The sequence below is a fragment of the Mycobacterium sp. GA-1841 genome (assembly GCF_001954135.1).
Lineage (GTDB): Bacteria > Actinomycetota > Actinomycetes > Mycobacteriales > Mycobacteriaceae > Mycobacterium.
Window position 1 is genome coordinate 62,408 of record NZ_MBEQ01000069.1, and the last position, 19,098, is coordinate 81,505.

The 19,098-nt window shown below is 67.2% G+C and carries 13 protein-coding genes; 4 read left to right on the forward strand and 9 right to left on the reverse strand.

The window, feature by feature from the left end; genetic code table 11:
* Nucleotides 1-3: 3 nt before the first annotated feature.
* The gene (gene pks2 / locus A5740_RS16245) at nt 4-6,279 is read right to left on the reverse strand and encodes a type I polyketide synthase (RefSeq protein WP_076195601.1); all 6,276 of its coding nucleotides are present in this window, start codon (nt 6,277-6,279) and stop codon (nt 4-6) included.
* Between the two features lie 624 nt (nt 6,280-6,903).
* Here pks2 and A5740_RS29330 point away from each other — a divergent pair.
* Nucleotides 6,904-7,026: a hypothetical protein gene (locus tag A5740_RS29330; RefSeq protein WP_256386374.1), complete on the forward strand. Its 123-nt coding sequence runs from the start codon at nt 6,904-6,906 to the stop codon at nt 7,024-7,026.
* Nucleotides 7,027-7,242: 216 nt separating this feature from the next.
* Here the strand turns inward: A5740_RS29330 and A5740_RS16250 are convergent, their stop codons facing one another.
* The 5 genes from A5740_RS16250 to mutA form a co-directional block, all read right to left on the reverse strand.
* Nucleotides 7,243-8,508, reverse strand: coding sequence for a serine hydrolase domain-containing protein (locus A5740_RS16250; protein ID WP_076195505.1), 1,266 nt, complete (start codon nt 8,506-8,508; stop codon nt 7,243-7,245).
* Between the two features lie 77 nt (nt 8,509-8,585).
* The gene (locus A5740_RS16255) at nt 8,586-8,927 is read right to left on the reverse strand and encodes a DUF4333 domain-containing protein (protein ID WP_076195506.1); all 342 of its coding nucleotides are present in this window, start codon (nt 8,925-8,927) and stop codon (nt 8,586-8,588) included.
* The gene (meaB, locus tag A5740_RS16260) at nt 8,924-9,907 is read right to left on the reverse strand and encodes a methylmalonyl Co-A mutase-associated GTPase MeaB (RefSeq protein ID WP_076195507.1); all 984 of its coding nucleotides are present in this window, start codon (nt 9,905-9,907) and stop codon (nt 8,924-8,926) included. The genes A5740_RS16255 and meaB overlap by 4 nt, the downstream gene beginning before the upstream one ends.
* 2 nt (nt 9,908-9,909) lie before the next feature.
* Nucleotides 9,910-12,174, reverse strand: a complete 2,265-nt coding sequence (gene scpA, locus A5740_RS16265; RefSeq protein WP_076195508.1) for a methylmalonyl-CoA mutase — start codon at nt 12,172-12,174, stop codon at nt 9,910-9,912.
* 1 nt (nt 12,175) lies between these two features.
* Nucleotides 12,176-14,035 carry a methylmalonyl-CoA mutase small subunit gene (gene mutA / locus A5740_RS16270; protein ID WP_175616268.1) on the reverse strand — a complete coding sequence of 620 codons (1,860 nt, stop codon included), beginning with the start codon at nt 14,033-14,035 and terminating at the stop codon, nt 12,176-12,178.
* A 137-nt stretch (nt 14,036-14,172) separates the two neighbouring features.
* On the opposite strand from mutA, the gene A5740_RS16275 reads away from it, so the two are divergent.
* Together A5740_RS16275 and A5740_RS16280 are read left to right on the forward strand one after the other, a co-directional pair.
* On the forward strand, nt 14,173-14,928 hold the full coding sequence (locus A5740_RS16275; protein ID WP_076195510.1) for a TVP38/TMEM64 family protein: 756 nt from the start codon (nt 14,173-14,175) through the stop codon (nt 14,926-14,928).
* 55 nt (nt 14,929-14,983) lie between these two features.
* The gene (locus A5740_RS16280; protein WP_076195512.1) at nt 14,984-15,460 is read left to right on the forward strand and encodes a nitroreductase family deazaflavin-dependent oxidoreductase; all 477 of its coding nucleotides are present in this window, start codon (nt 14,984-14,986) and stop codon (nt 15,458-15,460) included.
* 8 nt (nt 15,461-15,468) lie between these two features.
* On the opposite strand, the gene A5740_RS16285 is transcribed toward A5740_RS16280, so the two are convergent.
* Together A5740_RS16285 and A5740_RS16290 are read right to left on the reverse strand one after the other, a co-directional pair.
* Nucleotides 15,469-16,656: an SPFH domain-containing protein gene (locus A5740_RS16285; RefSeq protein ID WP_076195514.1), complete on the reverse strand. Its 1,188-nt coding sequence runs from the start codon at nt 16,654-16,656 to the stop codon at nt 15,469-15,471.
* Between the two features lie 20 nt (nt 16,657-16,676).
* Complete coding sequence (locus tag A5740_RS16290; RefSeq protein ID WP_076195516.1) at nt 16,677-17,111, reverse strand: NfeD family protein; 435 nt, start codon at nt 17,109-17,111, stop codon at nt 16,677-16,679.
* Nucleotides 17,112-17,168: 57 nt separating this feature from the next.
* On the opposite strand from A5740_RS16290, the gene A5740_RS16295 reads away from it, so the two are divergent.
* Nucleotides 17,169-18,026, forward strand: a complete 858-nt coding sequence (locus A5740_RS16295) for a hypothetical protein (RefSeq protein WP_076195518.1) — start codon at nt 17,169-17,171, stop codon at nt 18,024-18,026.
* 33 nt (nt 18,027-18,059) lie between these two features.
* Here A5740_RS16295 and A5740_RS16300 read toward each other — a convergent pair whose 3' ends face one another.
* Nucleotides 18,060-19,079 carry a ferrochelatase gene (locus A5740_RS16300; RefSeq protein WP_076195520.1) on the reverse strand — a complete coding sequence of 340 codons (1,020 nt, stop codon included), beginning with the start codon at nt 19,077-19,079 and terminating at the stop codon, nt 18,060-18,062.
* Between the last annotated feature and the right edge of the window lie 19 nt (nt 19,080-19,098).

The following is a 19,098-nucleotide window of genomic DNA, read 5'->3' on the forward strand; positions in this document are numbered from 1 at the left end:
GCTTCACGCCGTCGGTGTCGGTTCCGGGTCGGCAGTGGTGATCAACTTCTCGCACAGCTTGTCGGCAAGTCCACGAACCGTCGTGATGTCCGCCGGGCTGATCCGGACGCCGGTCTCGGTTTCGATCCTCGTCCGCAACTCGAGGTTGCCCAGCGAATCGATGCCGTACTCGGCCAGCGGACGGTCCGGGTCGATCGACCGCCGCAGCAACACGCTGATCTGATCGGAGACCAGGCGACGCAGCCGCGATGGCCATTCATCACGTGGGCTGTCGGACAGCTCGGCGAGGAACCCGCCGGCGTCGGCATCGCCGTCGGCGGCCGGACGGAACGATTCCGCGAACGGGACGCGCTTGGCGAAGTCGGCGAGCCAGGGCACTCCGGCGACCGGTGTATAACCGGCGTATCCGCGATCGTGCCGCAAGATCGTCTCGAACGCGTGCGCGCCTTCCTCGGGTGCGATTGCCGATTCCGACATTTCGGCGAATCCGGTGCCTTTGCCGATCTGGGCCCAGGCGCCCCAGGCGATCACGTTGGACGGCAGGCCCTGGTCTCGCCGCCAGGCGGTGAAACCGTCCAGCCAGCTGTTGGCCGCCGCATACGCGCCCTGTCCGGGTGAACCCACCAGTGCCGCCGCCGATGAGAAGCAACAGAACCAGTCCAACGAGTGCGACCCGGTTGCCTCGTGGAGGTTCCACGCCCCCAACGCCTTTGGCGTCCAATCCCGAGCCAGCAGGTCATCGGTGATGTTGGTCAGCGTGGCATCCTCGACGACGGCGGCGGCATGCAACACACCTCGCAGAGCCAGCCCGGTGGTGGTCGCGGCCGCGCCCAGCGCCGCGGCGGTGGCCGGATCGGCGATGTCGCCGGTGACCACCTCCACTTCGGTGCCGAGATCGCGGATCCGGTCGAGCTCGTGAGTTGCCGCAGCAGAAGGCTGGGACCTGGCGTTGAGCACGATCCGGCCGCAACCGGCGGAGGCCATTTTGTCGGCGAGGAACAGGCCCAGCCCGCCCAGGCCGCCGGTGATGACGTAGGCGCCGTCGGTGCGGAAAACCGGTGCGTTCTCGGGCGGCACCACGGCCGTTTCCTTCCCGGCGTCCGGCATCTCCAACACGAGCTTTCCGGTGTGCTCTGCCGCGCTCATCAACTCCATCGCCGTCGGCCACTCGGTCAGTGGATAGGAGCTGACCTCGGGCATCGGCAACGTGCCGTCCGCGATCTTGCCGAACACGGTGACCAGCACGCGGCGAACGATGTCGGGACGCCGCCGGCTCAACGTCGACAGGTTGACCGCATGGAACGACACCCCTTGCCCGATCACCGCCGGGGTGAGATTGGCGTCGCCGCGGAGCTCGCCCACGCCGGTCTCGATGAACCGGCCGCCGAAGGCGAGCAGTTCCAGCCCGGCGCGCTGCACCGGGCCGGTCGCCGAGTTGAGCACGATGTCCACGCCGTATCCGTCGGTGTCGCGACGGATCTCGTCAGCAAAGCTCAGTGAGCGGGAATCGTATACGTACTTGACTCCCATGTCGCGCAACAGTTGTCGACGCTCGGGGCTACCGGCGGTGGCGAACACCTCAGCACCACTTTCGCGTGCGATCGCGATGGCGGCCGTGCCGAGGCCACCGGAGGCGCAGTGGATCAGCACCTTGTCCTGGGCGCAGACCCGCGCCAGGTCATGCAGGGAATACCAGGCGGCCGCATGTGAGGTGGGCACGGCCGCGGCGACACCGGTCGCCAGTTGATCGGGCAGTCCGACCGCGAGAGCGGACGGGCAGGTGACGAAGGTGCCCCAACAACCGGCGGCCACGCCGGCCACCCGATCGCCGACCTTGTGATCGGTGACATCCGGTCCGACCGCGGTGATGACGCCGGCGAAATCGCGGCCCAGCATTGTGGATTGCTCTTCCGGCGCCGGGTAGCGACCGGAGGCCGCCAGGACGTCGACGAAGTTGAGGCTCGACGCACTGACCCTGACCTCGACACAACCCGCCTCGGGCACAGTCCGGTCGACGGCTGTGAGCTCCAACGATCTGAAGTCACCGGGTGTCCGAACATCCATGCGTACCGCGTCCGTGGCCAGGTCGACGGCAGTGGTGGCACGGTCGTCGGCATCCAGCGGCCTCGCACCGAGACGCGCGGTGTACCACCTGCCGTCGCGCCACGCCGTCTCGTCCTCAGGGCTGCCGGCGAGCAGTTGCCGGGCGATGTCCTTGGCTGCGGTGCGCGCATCGATGTCGATCTGCGTCGCATGCAACCCCGGTTGTTCGTTACCGATGACGCGGACCAGTCCGCGCAGCCCGACGTGGTCGAGGTTGATCGGGTCTTTGGGAAGCACCGACTGGGCGCCGCGGGTGATGAGATGCAGCCGGGGCATCCGTTCCTCGATGTCGCCGAGCTGCTGCGCGATGCGCACCGCACGCTGCACGACTTCCAGCCCGCGGGAAGCCGATTCCCGATCTCCCACACCGACGGTCGCCGCCGGCAGCACGACGACGTCGCTGTACGTCTCGGCTCTCAGCTGGTCACGCAGGGACTCGACGTCGGCGGAACCGATCCCGACTTCGGGCCACACCGCTGTCGACACCTCACCCGCGTCGAGGCTCAGCGCGTCGGCCAACTCGACGGTGAGCAGATCAGTCGCGTCAGGAGTGATCAACAACCAACGACCCGCTGCGGACTCCCGCATCTCGGGCACTTCCTGCTCATGCCATTCGACGGCGAGCAGGCGCTCGTTGAAGATGTGTTCCCGCTGACCGCTCTCGGACATCCCGGTGCCCAGGCGCAGTCCTCGGACAACCAGCAGGACGGTCCCATCCTCGTCGAGCAGGTCGAGATCAGCCTCCACGCCGGTGGCGTCGGCGGCGGTGACCTGCAGCAAGCAGTAGTGCGCCGCGCGTGTCGAACCGGATGCACGCAAGCTCTTCACGCCCAGTGGCAGCAGCAAACCGCCCGGGTCCGCCCCCTCGGCGTACGCCGCCACGGACTGGAAGCACACGTCGAGCAGCGCCGGGTGGATCTGGTACGCACCCTGCTGGGAACGGATCGCGCTCGGCAAAGCGACCTCGGCCAGGACGCTGTCGACAACGCCCTCGCCGGTGTACGCGGCGGACAGCCCGCAGAACGCCGGTCCGTATTGAATACCTCTCTGCGCAAACCACTTTCGCAGTCCATCCCCGTCGACACGACGCGGATGGGCCGACTTCAGCGCGGGCAGATCATGACGCGCCGGGACATCAGACGGCGCAGATTCGACGATCACCGCTGTCGCACGCCGGATGCCATCGCCCTGCTTGGTGGTCTCGACCAGGAAGTGCACCGCCCCGTCGCCGGTCGCCGTGGCCTCAGCCGAGACCAGGGTCTGGTCGTCGAGCAAGAGCATCTGGTCGAAGGTGACGTCACGAACCTCGCAGGTGTCGCCCAGCAGTGCACGACCGGCGGCCAACGCCATCTCGCAATACGCGGCGCCGGGAAGCGCGGCCACGTTGTGGACCTGGTGGTCGGCCAGCCACGGCTGAGCGTCGACCCCGACGTCGGCCTGCCAGATGTGCCGCTCGGGATCCTCGGGAAGGACCACGTGCGCACCCAACAGCGGATGAACGCTGAGCAGATGCCCACCGCCGGGATGCTGCTCGCGCGCATCGCGGCTGACGGTCAGGGGCAGCCGAGTCCAGGTGGGAAGCGGGGCGTCGACGAGGCTGCCGGAGGGGTAGAGCGTCGCGAAATTGATTGCGGCACCGGCACTGTGCAGATCTCCGACGTAGCCGAGCAGACCCGTCGGCAACGCGGTCTCGCGTCGCATGCTTGCCACGGCGGCGATGGTGATGTCCAGACTGCGGGCCACCTGTTCGGCCGGGTGCACCAGCAGCGGGTGCGGGGCCAACTCGCCGAACACCCGGTAACCGTCTTCGAGGGCGGCCTGTACCGCCGCGGAGAACCGGACCGCGTGCCGCAGGTTGTCGACCCAGTAGTCGGCGTCGGCGCAGGGCTCGTCGCGCGGGTCATACGACGTCGACGAGTAGTACGGAACCGTCGGGGTGAGCGGTGTCAGGTCGGCGAGCACCTCGGCGAGGTCGTCGAGGATCGGATCGACCTGCGGTGAGTGGGATGCCACGTCGACAGCCACCTCGCGGGCCATGATGTCGCGCTGCTCCCAATCGGCGACGAGTTCCCGGATGCGCTCGGTGGTGCCACCGACGACGGTGGACCGCGGCGAGGCGATCACCGATATCACCACGTCGGTGATCCCCCGAGCGGCGAGTTCGGACAAGACGTGGGCAGCGGGCAGTTCCACCGATGCCATGGCACCGGAGCCTGAGAGGCGCGTCATCAGGGTCGACCGCCGGCAGATCACCCGTACCCCGTCCTGCAGCGACAAGGCACCAGCCACGACAGCGGCGGCCGCCTCGCCCATCGAGTGGCCGATCACTGCGCCGGGCTGCACTCCCCTGGCCTTCATCGCGGCGGCGAGTGCGACCTGCATCGCGAAGATCGTCGGTTGGACCCGGTCGATGCCCTCGATCGGTGCCGGTTGTGAAATCGCCTCTGTGACAGAGAAGTTCGACTCGACTTCGATGAGGGGTTCCAGCTCGGCGATGGCCGCTGCGAAGGCCGGCTCGGTGGCCAGCAGCTGCGCGCCCATCCCGGCCCATTGCGAGCCTTGGCCCGAGAACAACCAGACCGGTCCGCGTTCCCCGGTACCGACCGCGGCCTCGTAGACCGCGTCGCCCTCGGCGACTTCTCGCAGGGCTGCGCCGAGTTCCTCGGCGTTCGCCGCCGTCACCGTGGCACGGAACGGCCGGTGGGCCCGACGCCTGGCGAGCGTGTAGGCCAGATCCGGCAGCGGCTGATCACCACCCTCGTGAGCCAACCAGTTGGCCAACCGGCCGGCGGTGCGTCGCAGTTCGTCGGGCGAGGTCGACGACACCGCGAAGATCATGGGCTCCGATCCGCCTCGCGGTCCGGCGTCGGAATCCGCTCCGGCGTCGGGCGCCTGCTCGAGCACGGCATGCACGTTGGTACCCGACAACCCGTAGGAGGACACCGCCGCGCGACGCGGGTGCTTCGCGTCGAGGGGCCACGCCATCAGCTCGGTCGGCACGATCAGTGAGCTGTTGAGCCGGGCCATCGGTTCGGGTAGGCCGGTGAAATGCAGATTGGCCGGAATCGCGCCGTGCTGCAGTGCGAGCACCGATTTGATCAGGCCGATCGCACCCGATGCCGACTGGGCGTGGCCGATGTTGGTCTTGACCGACCCGAGGGCGCAGGGTCCGACGGTGCCGTACACCGCGGCCAAACTCGCGAACTCGATGGGATCACCGACCGGCGTGCCCGTTCCGTGGGCTTCGACCATGCCGACCGTGGTCGGATCGATTCCGCCGGCGGCCAGCGCCGCCCGATAGACAGCGCTTTGCGCAGCCTCGGACGGGGTCGCGATGTTGATCGTGTGGCCGTCTTGGTTGGCTGCGGTGCCGCGGATCACCGCGAGGACCCGGTCACCGTCGCGCTCGGCGTCGGCCAGACGTTTCAACAGCACCATGGCCACGCCTTCACCTGAGACGAACCCGTCGGCGCCGACGTCGAACGCCCGGCACCGCCCCGTGGGTGAGAGCATTCCCTGTGCCGAGCCGGCCACCATCTTCTTGGGATCGAGCAGCAGCGAAGCGCCTCCGGCCAGGGCCAGGTCGCTTTCCGATTCGTGCAGGCTGCGGCATGCCAGGTGAATGGCGAGCAGGCCCGATGAGCACGCCGAATCAACCGTCAGCGCGGGCCCGTGCACGCCCAACGCATAAGCGACGCGGCCCGAGGCCAAGCTGAAGTTGGTGCCCGCAAAGCCATAGGCGCCGTCGAGCGCATCCGCCTCGGCAGCGACCATCTGATAGTCGTTGTGCGTCATACCGAGGAACACACCAGTCGGCGAATCCGCGATATCGACAGGAGCCAGCCCCGCATGTTCGAGGGCTTCCCACGAGGTTTCGAGAAGCAGACGGTGCTGGGGATCGATCGACGGCGCCTCGCGCTCGCCGTAGCCGAAGAAATCCGCGTCGAAGCCGGCGACATCGTCGAGGAACGCACCCCATTTGGACACCGAGCGACCCGGGACACCGGGCTCCGGGTCGTAGTACTCATCGCCGTCCCACCGGTCCGACGGAACCTTCGTGACGAGGTCGTCGCCGCGCAGGAGGGCCTGCCAGAAGCCGGCCGGTGAGTCGATCCCGCCCGGGAGCCGGCAGGCCATGCCGATCACGGCAATCGGGGTGACGGGTGTCTCGACCAAGCGGCTCAACCTCTCTCGATGTGATCCATGAGCAAAGTTCGATCAACGTACTAAGACTGCGGAAAAGAATGGGCGCTACGTCGTCGTCGACGGACGGAACCGAATCCCCACATCCGGCTCAGATCGTTGCCAACGCGGGCCGTAGCGTAACGCGTTGATCAACATAGATGTTGGAAACATGCGTTCCCAAAAACGGCCTCGATGTTGCTGATGCGGCGCGCTTTCAGAAATTTGTCGAGGACTGCCAATTCGACGGCAACCGCTCGGCAGAAAGCCGACCCAGCTCCTGCGCTCGACTAATGATGTTGTTTATCAAGGGATTTCGATCCGCACCATGACCACACAAGGGCGCTATTCGTCCGTGTTTAGACAACTGAATATGCCGCGATGTCACCGCAGCGGTCGCCAATTCACAAGTTGTCCATAGCTTGGAAACAATGTTCAGGACCGCCGCGCGCGTAATTCACCAAGCCATACGAACAAGTTAACCAGCCACCGGCACGCAAACGGCCATTTACGAGTTGAACCGAATTTATGTTCCGCGCGAAATGATGCCTTCCACGGTACGAATACGTACCCAACCGTCCGCATCAGCTAATGGTTCCCGTTGACAATGCAACGTAAGTGACCAGCATTGATCATGACCCCTTGCCAGGCAGTCGCAACTCTGCCGCCTGGCGCCGGGCCCAGATCGACAACGGTCGGTGGCAATTCGAGATCCAGCTCACGGCATCCGACGATCCGTGAGTCGGCACACAGCCGCTACGTGAAGCAAATGCGCACCGATTAACGACGAGCACCCACTTCGCAGTTGAGACGCCTTTCCCGAATCCGGGCCCAGGTGTGATGCATATCACTGACCCGTCTGGCGGTACACGGTCGTTCCCCTCACCGCAGCGTGAGGAATGCCCAAAAAAGCCGACCTGGCGGCATACGTCAGGTCGGCTCAGAACAGAAGAAAAGTCATCCGGCGACGGGCTTGGGCACCTCATACGGCGCGGCGCCGAGGTCCGGCACCGCCTCGTAACCGTGATCACGGGCGCGTGCCACGTCCTTGCGGATCAGCGCGTTCAGCCCGACAAACGTGGCCATATCCAGCACCATCGGCGTCAGCAGCCGGTTGTGCACGAACCCGACCGCCAGTCCGCTGGCCGGGTCGGCCCAGCCCACTGACCCGCCCAGCCCGACGTGGCCGAACCCGGGCATCACCCCGAAGGGCACCGAGTGGTAGCCGAGATAGAAACCGAGCGGGACGCCCAAGTTCCGGTCCGGCCGTAACCCGGGCGGACCGGTCAGGCCGGCGACCGTGCTTTCCGACAGATATTCCGTGCCGTGCAAGAGCCCGCGGTTGGCGATGGCGCCGTACATCCTGCCCAGACCACGTGCGGTGGCGACCCCGTTGACGGCAGGGGCTTCGGAATCCAGGAACGGTGTCTCCCCCTGGACCAGGGACATCACCCCGGGGAAGTACATCGAGCCGAATGCGCCGGAAAATTTCAAGGCCGCGACCCGTGGCGCGACGAAATCGAAGAGATGGTTGGGCCACCGCCCCTGCGGCCCCAGGATCTGGGCGGCCCGGGTCGGAGCGTCAGCCGGCGGACGCCCCAGGTGCAGGCCATCGGTCCCCAGGGGCTCGGCCAATTCGATCCGGAAAAGTTCACGCATACTCTGCCCGGTCACCGCGCGGGCCAGACCCGACAGCAGCCAACCGTAGGTCAGGGCGTGATACGCCGACTTCCCGAACAGCAGCGAATTGACCCCCGCCGCGGCCACCCGTGCCTCCATCGCACGATGATCGAGCAGATCGGTCTTGCTCACACCGTTGAGTTGCGACAGTCCGGCTTCGTGCGCCATTACCTGCCGGACCGTGACCCGGGACTTGCCGTTGACCCCGAACTCGGGCCAATACGCGCACACCGGGCTGTCATAGTCGATCAAGCCGCGGTCGACAAGCCGATGGATGACCGTCGAGGCCATCCCCTTGGTTGCCGAGAACACCATCGCGCCGGTGTCGGCCGTCCAATATTGGGTGCCCGCACGATCGGAGTAACCGGTCCAGACGTCGACGAGTGGCACACCATCCAGGTAGATCGCCAGCGCGCCGCCCCCGTACTTGCGGCCCGGGAACAGTTTCGAGAAGCCGCGCACCGTACAGGAAAAGTTTCGGTCCGCCGCACCTTGGACACCATGTGGGAGCGCCGCGTCGCGCGCCCGATTGTGATCGGTCACACAGTTGAATTTACCTGGAACCACAGCAAATCACTCAACCGTTACCCACCTGTTAGCCAAGCATCGGCGCCGGCGCCTCACGAGCTCGGCTTGTCATCCACCTTGAAGTCGATGTTGACGTTGTCGGACCTCACCTCGCGCACCGTGGCGGTAACGCCGTACTTGGTGCCGTCCTTGGCCGTCAGCACACAGTGCTGGGTCGCACCCACGCGGCCGACGATGCCGTCATCACAGGTCACAGACTTGGCCTTGCGCTTCGCCGCGGCCTCCAGCTTCTCCTTGGCCATGGCCTGCAGCTTGGTCTTGGCCACCGTCGGCGCCGGACTGGCCGATTCACCGCCTCCGCACCCGGTCAACAGGACCCCACCGACCACCATCGCAGCCGCCACACCGCGCAGTGTCGCCTTCACATCCGTCACCGTCCCGCCTCGGCCGCAGCAAGAATTTCCTGGGCAGCCAAGGCCGGGGTGAGTTCACCCTGGCGCACCCGCCGTTCCACCTCGGCGCGGATGCCGCGTACCCCCGGATGCGACAGCACCCGGTCCAGCACGGCATCGTGGACCATCGACCAGGTCCAGTCCACCTGCTGGGCGCGGCGGCGGGACTCGAACTCGCCTGCCTCGGTGAGCACCTCGCGGTGTTTGATCACCGTGTCCCACAGCTCCGACAGCCCGTGCCCTTCGATCGCACTCATCGTGAGAACCGGTGGCCGCCAGAGCGTTTCACGCGGGTAGATCAACCGGATAGCGCCGGTCAACTCACGTGCGGCCTGTTTCGCCTCGATCGCGTGTTCGCCGTCGGCCTTGTTCACCACGATGACGTCGGCGAGTTCCAGCACACCCTTCTTGATGCCCTGCAACTGGTCGCCCGTGCGGGCCAGCGTGAGAAACACGAAGGTGTCGACCATGTTCGATACCGTCACCTCCGACTGCCCCACCCCGACCGTCTCGACCAGGATGACGTCGTAACCCGCTGCCTCGAGCAACACGATGGTCTCGCGGGTGGCCTTGGCCACCCCGCCCAGCGTCCCGGAGGTCGGTGACGGTCGGATGTAGGCGTCGGGATGCACTGCGAGACGGGCCATCCGGGTCTTGTCGCCCAGGATCGAGCCGCCGGTCCGGGTCGACGACGGGTCCACGGCCAGCACCGCGACCCGGTGGCCGGCCTCGATCAGGAACATGCCCAGCGCTTCGATCGTCGTCGACTTACCGACCCCGGGTACACCGGTGATACCGATGTGTTGGGCTTTGCCGGCGTCCGGCATCAGTTCCAGCAGCAACTGCTGCGCCTGGTCACGATGGTCGGCCCGGGTGGACTCGACCATCGTGATGGCCCGAGCCAGGGCGGCGCGGTCACCGCCCCGGATCGCCGCCGCGAGCTCGGTAACTGAGGGAGCCACGGCTAGCTCAGCTGGTAACCGAGCCGCTGGGCCAACTTCTGCAACAAGCCGATCGCGGCATCGGCGATCACGGTGCCCGGCGGGAAGATCGCGTTGGCCCCGGCCTCGTACAACTCGTCGAAGTCCCCGGGCGGGATCACCCCACCGACGACGATCATGATGTCGGGCCGGCCCACCTCGGCCAGGGCGTCACGCAGCGCGGGCACCAGGGTCAAGTGCCCCGCGGCCAGTGACGACACCCCGACCACATGCACGTCGTTGTCGGCGGCCTGACGGGCCACCTCCTCCGGGGTGGAGAACAGCGAGCCCACGTCGACGTCGAAGCCGATGTCGGCGAACGCCGTCGCGATCACCTTCTGCCCGCGGTCGTGCCCGTCCTGGCCCATCTTGGCCACCAGGATGCGGGGCCGGCGGCCGTCGGCCTCGGCGAACTTGGTCACGAGCTCGGTTGCGGTAGACATTCCCCCGACCTTCCCCGCTCCCCCTATTTCGTCGCGGTAGACGCCCGAAATCGTACGGATCTCGGCCTGATGGCGCCCGTACACCTTCTCCAGGGCGTCGGAGATCTCACCGAGTGTGGCCTTGGCCCGGGCGGCGTTGATCGCCAGCGCCAGCAGGTTGTTGCCCAGTCCATCCTCGCCCGCCGGGCCGGTCGCCTCGGCAGCGCGGCTCAACTCGGCCAGCGCGGCCTGCGTCGCCGACTCGTCGCGCTCCGCGCGCAGCTGCTGCAACTTGGCCAGCTGCTCGGCCCGCACCCGGCTGTTCTCGACCTTGAGGACCTCGATCTCCTGGTCCTCTTCCACCTGGTACTTGTTGACGCCGATCAGCGGCTGGGCACCGGAGTCAATCCGTGCCTGGGTGCGGGCAGCGGCCTCTTCGATACGCAGCTTGGGGATGCCGTCGCTGATGGCCTGGGCCATCCCGCCGTGCTCGTTGACCTCGTGGATGTGGGCCCGCGCCTTGTCGGCCAACTGGTGTGTGAGCCACTCGACGTAGTACGAACCGCCCCACGGATCGATCGGCCGGGTGGTTCCCGACTCCTGCTGCAACAACAGCTGGGTGTTGCGGGCGATCCGCGCCGAGAAGTCGGTGGGCAGTGCCAACGCCTCGTCGAGCGCGTTGGTGTGCAGCGACTGGGTGTGCCCCTGGGTGGCCGCCATCGCCTCCACACACGTGCGAGCCACATTGTTGAAGACGTCCTGGGCGGTCAGCGACCAGCCCGAGGTCTGCGAGTGGGTCCGCAGGGAGAGCGACTTGTCGTTCTTCGGGTCGAACTTGGCCACCAGCTCGCTCCACAGCAAGCGGCCGGCACGCAGCTTGGCCACCTCCATGAAGAAGTTCATCCCGATACCCCAGAAGAAGGACAGCCGCGGCGCGAACTTGTCGATGTCCAACCCGGCGTCGAGGCCGGCCTTGATGTACTCGACACCGTCGGCCAGCGTGTAGGCGAGCTCCAGATCGGCTGTCGCCCCGGCCTCTTGGATGTGGTACCCCGAGATCGAGATCGAATTGAACTTCGGCATCTTGGCGCTGGTGTAGCCGAAGATGTCGGAGATGATCCGCATCGACGGCTTGGGCGGATAGATGTAGGTGTTGCGGACCATGAACTCTTTGAGGATGTCGTTCTGGATGGTCCCGGCCAGCTTCTCCGGCGGTACCCCCTGCTCCTCGGCGGCGACGACGTAGAGCGCCAGGATCGGCAACACCGCGCCGTTCATGGTCATCGACACGCTGACCGTCGACAGGTCGATGCCGTCGAACAACTGGCGCATGTCGAGAATGGAATCGATGGCCACACCGGCCATTCCGACGTCACCCTGCACGCGCGGATGGTCCGAGTCGTACCCGCGGTGGGTGGCCAGGTCGAAGGCGACCGACAGACCCTTCTGGCCGGCGGCCAGGTTGCGCCGGTAGAACGCGTTGGATTCGGCGGCGGTGGAGAACCCGGCGTACTGGCGGATGGTCCACGGCTGGTTGACGTACATGGTCGGGTACGGCCCGCGCACGAAAGGCGGTGCGCCGGGGAAGCTGTCGAGCGGATAGCCGGCGGCCGCGGCGGCATCTCTGTCCTGGGCGATGTACACCGGCTTGACGTCGATGCCCTCGGGCGTGGCCCACGTCAGTTGTTCCGGGGCGTAGCCGTGCGCGGCGGCGGCCGCGGCGACGTGCTGTTCGACGGCCTCTGGGGTCGCCGGCTGAGCCTCTCCGTCCCCACGCAGCGGTACGTCGGCGAAACTACGGATCTCTGATCCTGTTGTGGCAGTCATGTCAGGCCCCCAGTCCGGTGAGCAGGTTCGACAATGCTTCGACCGCGTCGATCTTGGCGGTCAGATATCCGTCGGGTTTCGAATCAGCTTCGGCGACGGCCTTTTCCGGGCCGGCCAGCAGAATCTGCCCGATCCCGGCGGCGCGGGCGGCGGACACCGCCTCGGAGGCCTCGGCCCCGTAACGTGTGTCGCTGCCGCACAGCACCGCCACGCTCGGGGCGCCGGCGTCGGCGACGGCCGCAGCGATCGTCGCGGCGTCCACCGTTCCCGGATTCACCGCCTCGATCCCGCCGGAAGCCAACAGGTTCGCGGCGAACGTGGTGCGGATGTTGTGCTCGGCCAGCGGCCCCAACGGCAACAGCAGGACCTTGGGCCGGGATCCGGTGGCGGCCAGGACGGCGTCGGAGCGGTCACGCAGTGCTTCGAAGCCGGCGGCGTACCGCGCGATCGACGAGACCGAAAGCTCTTGCGGGAGCGGCTTTTCGTCGAGGTTGGGGAACTCGTTGACGCCGGTGATCGCGGTGCGACGGTGCGCGATGTCGTCGCTGCGCCGCGCGGCGACCTCGGCGATCTGGGCCGCAATGTAGTCGCGGGCGGCGACAAAACCACCGCGGGCCTCGATGTCCTGGAAGTGCGCCCAGGCCTGCTCGGCGAGTGCAGCGGTCAGATCCTCGACGAACCAGGAGCCACCGGCCGGATCGAGCACCTGGCCGATGTGTGACTCTTCGAGCAGCAGAAGCTGCGTGTTGCGCGCGATGCGCCGCGCGAAGCTCGTAGAGGTTCCCGGCAGCCCGCCGGGGATCGCGGCGTCGAACGGATGCACCTGCACGGTGTCGGCTCCCCCGACGCCCGCCGCGAAGGCAGCCAGCGTGGTCCGCAGCATGTTCACCCACGGATCGCGCTGGGTCATCATCGGGAGCGAGGTGACGGCATGGATCCGGGCCGCTCCCGCGTCCGGGGCGCCGAGGACCTCGGCCACCCGCGCCCACAACTGGCGGGCAACCCGCAGTTTGGCGATCGTCATGAACTGATCATCGTCGGCGGCATAGCGGAAGCTGATCTGCCGCAACGCATCTGCTGTTGCTACGCCGCCGTCGCCGAGGATGCGCAGGTAGGCGACCGCCGCAGCGATCGACCCCGCGAGCTCCCAGGCCGCGCTGGCGCCGAGGTTGTGGAAGGCCGGGCCGTCGACCGTGATCGCCCGCACCCCGCCGGAGTAACCGGTGAGCTTGGCGACGGTGGCCAGCAGGTCACCGGCCTCCGTGGCGGCCCGTCCCGACAGCGGTGCGGTGAGTGGATCGGCGCCCAGATCGACCGACAGGCGCGAACGCTGGTCGCCATCGAGGTTTTCCAGCAGGGGCAGCACCGCGTCGGCGGTCGCGGCCAGGTCTCCAGTGTTTTCGAAGATGACCGGCACCAGATCCACGAACACGCCATCGAGCAGACGATCCAGTTCGGCCAGGTCGATACCGTCCACACCGCCGACCCGGAACGACAGTGCACTGGCGCCCTCGGTCAGGGCCACCAGCACCGCGCCGTTGACGGTGCCCGTGGCCGAGCCCGCAACTGCCGGGAAGCTCTCGACGACCTTCCAGCCGGATTTCACGTCGCGCAGCGCGTCACCGCCACGCACAAAGGGCCACTGCCCGGGCAGCGCGGTCTCGGGCCGCGCGTCCAAGCTGGTGTAGAGCGGCCGGATCGCAAAGCCCTCGTACGTCTGCGAATCCAGCAGGCGTTCCGGTTCGGCCGGCAGATCGGCCACATCGCGCCGACTGCTCTTGGCCAGCACGCCGGCGACCGCCGTCCGCCATTTCTGACGGTCTGCTTCGACCGCACTAGTCCCCTGTAACGACACCCGCATCTCCTGTTATCGCAGCGTGTGACCTACCCACTGGCCATCAGGCTAAATGATCGCCATCACGGCACCGACCGGCGGGCAGCAGACGCGCGGCGCTGCCCAGCGGTGGTCGTCAGCCGGGGCCCGTACTCTGGTTAGACGTGAAACCCGTCGTCAGAACCCTGCGCGTGGTCCGCGCCGCGGTGATCGCGACGGTTTCCCAATTGCCACCACGGCGGATCATCGGGCTGTTGGCCGGCATTGTGATTCTTGTCGCAGTCGCGGTGCTGGTACCGCTGCCGACCGCCATGCAGATGCGGGATTGGGCCACCTCGGTCGGCCCGTGGTTTCCGCTGGCTTTCCTCGGGGCGCACATCGTGGTGACCGTCTTCCCGTTCCCCCGGACTGCGTTCACCTTGGCCGCCGGCCTGCTGTTCGGGCCGGTGCTGGGCGTCGCGATCGCCGTGGTGGCCAGTTCGGTGAGCGCCGTGCTGGCGTTGTTCCTGATCCGCGCCGTCGGTTGGCAGCTCAATCGGCTGATGTCCCATCCGCGGATCGACTCGCTCGACACGCGGCTACGCCGGCGGGGCTGGCCCGTGGTTCTGTCCATGCGGTTGATACCAGCGGTGCCGTTCTCGGTGCTCAACTATGCGGCGGGCGCGTCGGCCGTACGGGTCGTGCCCTACACGCTGGCGACGATCGTCGGACTCTTCCCGGGTACCGCCGCCGTCGTCATCCTCGGCGACGCGTTGACCGGGAACATCAGCCCGGCACTGTTTCTGGTGTCGTTGAGTACCGCCGCGCTCGGGGTGGCCGGACTGGTCTACGAAATGCGCCTCCACCGCCGCGAACGTGCGCGCCTCCAGGCCGGCACATCGCAATCGGTGAGCATTTCGCCCACGCTCACCGAACCGTGAGCGCCGTTACCGCGTCGACGTGATCGTCGCGGCTCGTGGTGAGAGGAGTCAATGCATGGGCATACCGGCCGATATCGGAGCTCGACTGTTACGCAACCGCCGCCTCGTGCGGGCCCCGATCTGGCTGTACCGGATCGGTGCCGGCGCACTGCTGGGCTCGCGGGTGATGATGCTCGAGCACACCGGCCGCACCTCCGGGAAACGCCGCCACGTAGTGCTCGAGGTGGTGGACCGGCCGAACGCCGACACCATCGTCGTCGCCTCCGGTTTCGGCACGAAAGCCCAGTGGTTCCGCAACATTGCCGTGAATCCGCACGTCCGGGTGTGGCTCGGCAGCCATCGGCCGGTATCGGCAACCGCACATGTGCTCGACCAGCACGGCGTCGATCGCGTGCTGGCCGACTACCGCACGCGCCATGCCAAAACCTGGGAGCAGTTCAAGCTCGTACTGGAAAAGACGCTCGGCCAGCCGATCACCGACACCGACGCCCCGCTACCGATGGTGGAGATCCGGCTACAGCATCGCCGTTGACGGTCTCACTATGCGCGGTGCGCGCCACCCGGAAGCTCGTGGGACGGCGGGTTCTCCAACGACGACTGTGGTGAGGCGGCACCCAGCGGCGGGGTGCTCGCCCGCGCCTCGGCCTCGGCCTTGGCCACGGCTTCGGCGATCGCCGGATCGGTGTCCGTGGAGAACCACTCGGCGACCTCATCGGTGTCGTCCTCGGGCTTGGGCAGGTTTTCCTCGACCGGCGAGGGGGTGTACCGGAACACTCCGTCCTCACCGGGCGCCCCGAGCAACTTGGTGAAGCCCTGCAACGCCGCACCGAAGTCGCTGGGCACCAGCCAGACCTTGTTCGCCTCCCCCTTGGCCATCTGCGGCAGCGTCTGCAGGTATTGATACGCGAGCATCTCCGGCGTGGGCCGGCCCGCCTTGATCGCGGCGAACGTCTTCTCGATGGCCTTGGCCTGGCCCTGAGCCTGCAGGTACTGTGCGGCCCGCTCGCCCTGCGCCCGCAGCATCCGCGACTGCCGGTCGGCCTCGGCGGCCAGGATCGCCGCTTGCTTGGCACCCTCCGCGGCCAGGATCTGCGACTGCTTCTGCCCTTCGGCCTGCTTGATCGACGACTCGCGCACACCCTCGGCGGTCAGGATCATGGCCCGCTTCTCGCGGTCGGCCTTCATCTGCTTTTCCATCGACTCCTGGATCGACGGGGGCGGGTCGATGCTGCGCAGCTCCACCCGGGCCACCCGCAGACCCCACCGCCCCGTCGCCTCGTCGAGCACACCCCGCAGCTGCTGGTTGATCGAATCACGGGACGTCAACGTCTGTTCAAGGGTCATACCGCCGACCACGTTGCGCAACGTGGTGGTGGTCAGCTGCTCCACGCCGACGATGTAGTTGCTGATCTCATACACCGCCGCCTGCGGGTTGGTGACCCGAAAATAGACCACCGTGTCGATGGCCAGCGTCAGGTTGTCCTCGGTGATCACTCCCTGCGGCGGGAACGACACCACCCGCTCGCGCAGATCCACCCGTGCGCGGATGCGGTCGATGAACGGCACCAGCAGGGTCAACTGACCACTGACGGTCCGGCTGTACCGGCCCAGCCGTTCGATCACCGCGGCTTCGGCCTGCGGAATGAGCGCAACCGATTTGGCCACGATGATGATCGCGAACACCACCAGCACGAGCAGCACGATGAGCCCGGCTACGGCACCTTCCATGGCGATTCCCTCCCTGGGTCCTACGTCGTTTTGAAGACCACCGCGGTGGCGCCGTCGATTCGCACGACGGTCACGTGATCACCGGGTTCGTACACATCGTGGTCATTGAGCGGCCGCGCCGTCCACACCTCGCCGTCCAGCTTGACCTGGCCGCCATGCTCGGCCACCCGGTCCAGCACCAGAGCGGACTTGCCCTCCAGGGCCTTGACCGGCTCCGGGAGACCCTGCCCCGCTTCGAAACGGCGTCGCAGCGCCGGCCGGACCAGCACCAGCAACAGCACCGACACCACGAGAAACACCACGCCGTCGGCCCAGATCGGCAGGTCGAACAGCCAACTCGAACCGGTCGCCGCCAGCGCACCACCGGCCAGCATGAGCAGGAACATGTCGCCGGTCAGTGCCTCGGCCCCGGCAAGTCCCAGCGCCACGATGAGCCAGATCAGCGGTGCCGCCATGAACCCACCCTAGCGAATACGGCCTCATCGGCGACCGGCAATTACACTGCCAGGATCATGTGGTGTCCAAGTGCAACGCTCTCGATATGGGTCAACGCCTGGCTCGCCGGCGCAGCCGCGCCCGACGACGTCCTCGACGCGTTATCCCAGTGGGCACCAACACATTCTGTGACCGCCTACGACTCGCAGGCGGCGGTCCGCACCGGGCTGCCCTGGCCCGAGTTGGAGGACTCGGGGTCGGTGTCGTTGTTGCAGACCCTGCGCACGGCGGTCGGCCGGTCCGGGACCAGACCCTCCATCAGGGTGGCGCTACCGGTTCCCGGTGACGTCCGCGGACTGCCGGCAGGCACCCAATTCCAGCGGGACGCACTCAATGTCGGCGAGGCGGTACTGGTGACCCACGACGAACTGGACGGCGTCGGCCTGGTGCCGGAGTTCGAATACTTCGAATTCGACGACCCGGAAACGGAATCCACCTTCGAACCCGAGCCGCGCGCACTGTCGTGGACGGTGTACTCACTGCCGGGTCTCCCCCAGGCGCAGCACTACGACCTAGGCGAGGCCGAGTACGAATTGCGGTCGGCCGTGCGCTCGGCCGCCGACACCCTGGGCGCGTTGCAGGCCGGCGCCGCGGCCGAGGTCGACGACCCGCGGGGCATGGTGCGAGACATCATGGAAGCCACCCAGATGCACCGGATCCCCGACCACGCCCCCACGCGCGCGGTACGGGTGCTGGAGACCGCCGCCCACGTGGACGCGATCATCACCGTGAGCGCCGGGCTGATGCCGATCGGCCTCCAGAGTTCCTCCGAGGTCCAGATTGCCGGCGACGCCATGCGACCACTGGCGCTGGTGGTTCGCTCGGCACGCTTGGCCGCGCTTGAGGCAATCCTGCAATCTGCTTGGCGGGACTGACTTTTCAGGCCGAGCCGACCGTTTCATAGGTGGTCAGGACGGGGTTCCGCAGCACTCCGGCGCGCACGGCGCCCCGTTGACGCTGAATCCGTAGCCGGCGACCGGATCAGGACCGGTGACACGCAGCGGTGTCGCACCGGTGCGCAGTTCATCGATCAACCCGGCGGCCAGCCGGGCAAAGCGCACGTCGGCGTTGGGAGTGCCGGCCCGCGCAAAGGCGATACCCGAGCGCTCCGCCTGCAGCCGCAGCTCGTAGTCGAGGTCCCAGACGACCTCGATGTGGTCGGCCACGAATCCGATCGGGCAGACGATCACCGCCCGGGTGCCCTTTTGCTCCAGCGTCCTCAGGTGATCGGCGACGTCGGGCTCCAGCCATGGAATCCGGGGCGGGCCCGACCGCGACTGCCACACCTGGTCGTAGTCCGCCCGGCCTGCTGCGGCAGCCACCAGCCGGGTCGCGTAGCCGACCTGCCGGCTGTAGAGCCGCGGACCGTGCCGCTCGTCGGCGGCGATCGGCACCGAATGTGCGGTGAACACCAACCGGGCCTCGTCGCGCAGCTCCTCGGGCAGCGAGGCGGTCGCGGCCCCGATGGCATCGGCAAACATCTCGACGAACAACGGATGATCGAAATACTGTCGTAGCTTGACGAGTTCCGGTGCCCCGGCGCCCACCGCGGCCCGCGCCCGAGCGATGTCCTCGACGTACTGCGTGCAGCTGGAATAGCCACCCCACGCCGAGGTGGTGAAGACCGCCGCGCGTCGAATACCGTTGTCGCGCATCGTCGCGACAGTGTCCTCGACATACGGCGCCCAGTTGCGGTTACCGAAATAGACGGGCAGACCGGGCAACTCGGCCCGCAACTGCTCGATCAGGGCCCGGTTGATCCCGTTGATGGGCGATACCCCGCCGAAATGCAGGTAGTGCTCGGCCACCTCGGCCAGCCGCTCGGCCGGGATGCCGCGTCCCCTCGTCACGTTCTCCAGGAACGGCATCACCTCATCCGGCGCCTCCGGACCTCCGAAGGACAGCAACAGGACGGCATCGAAATCCACGGTGTCCGTCAACTCGCCT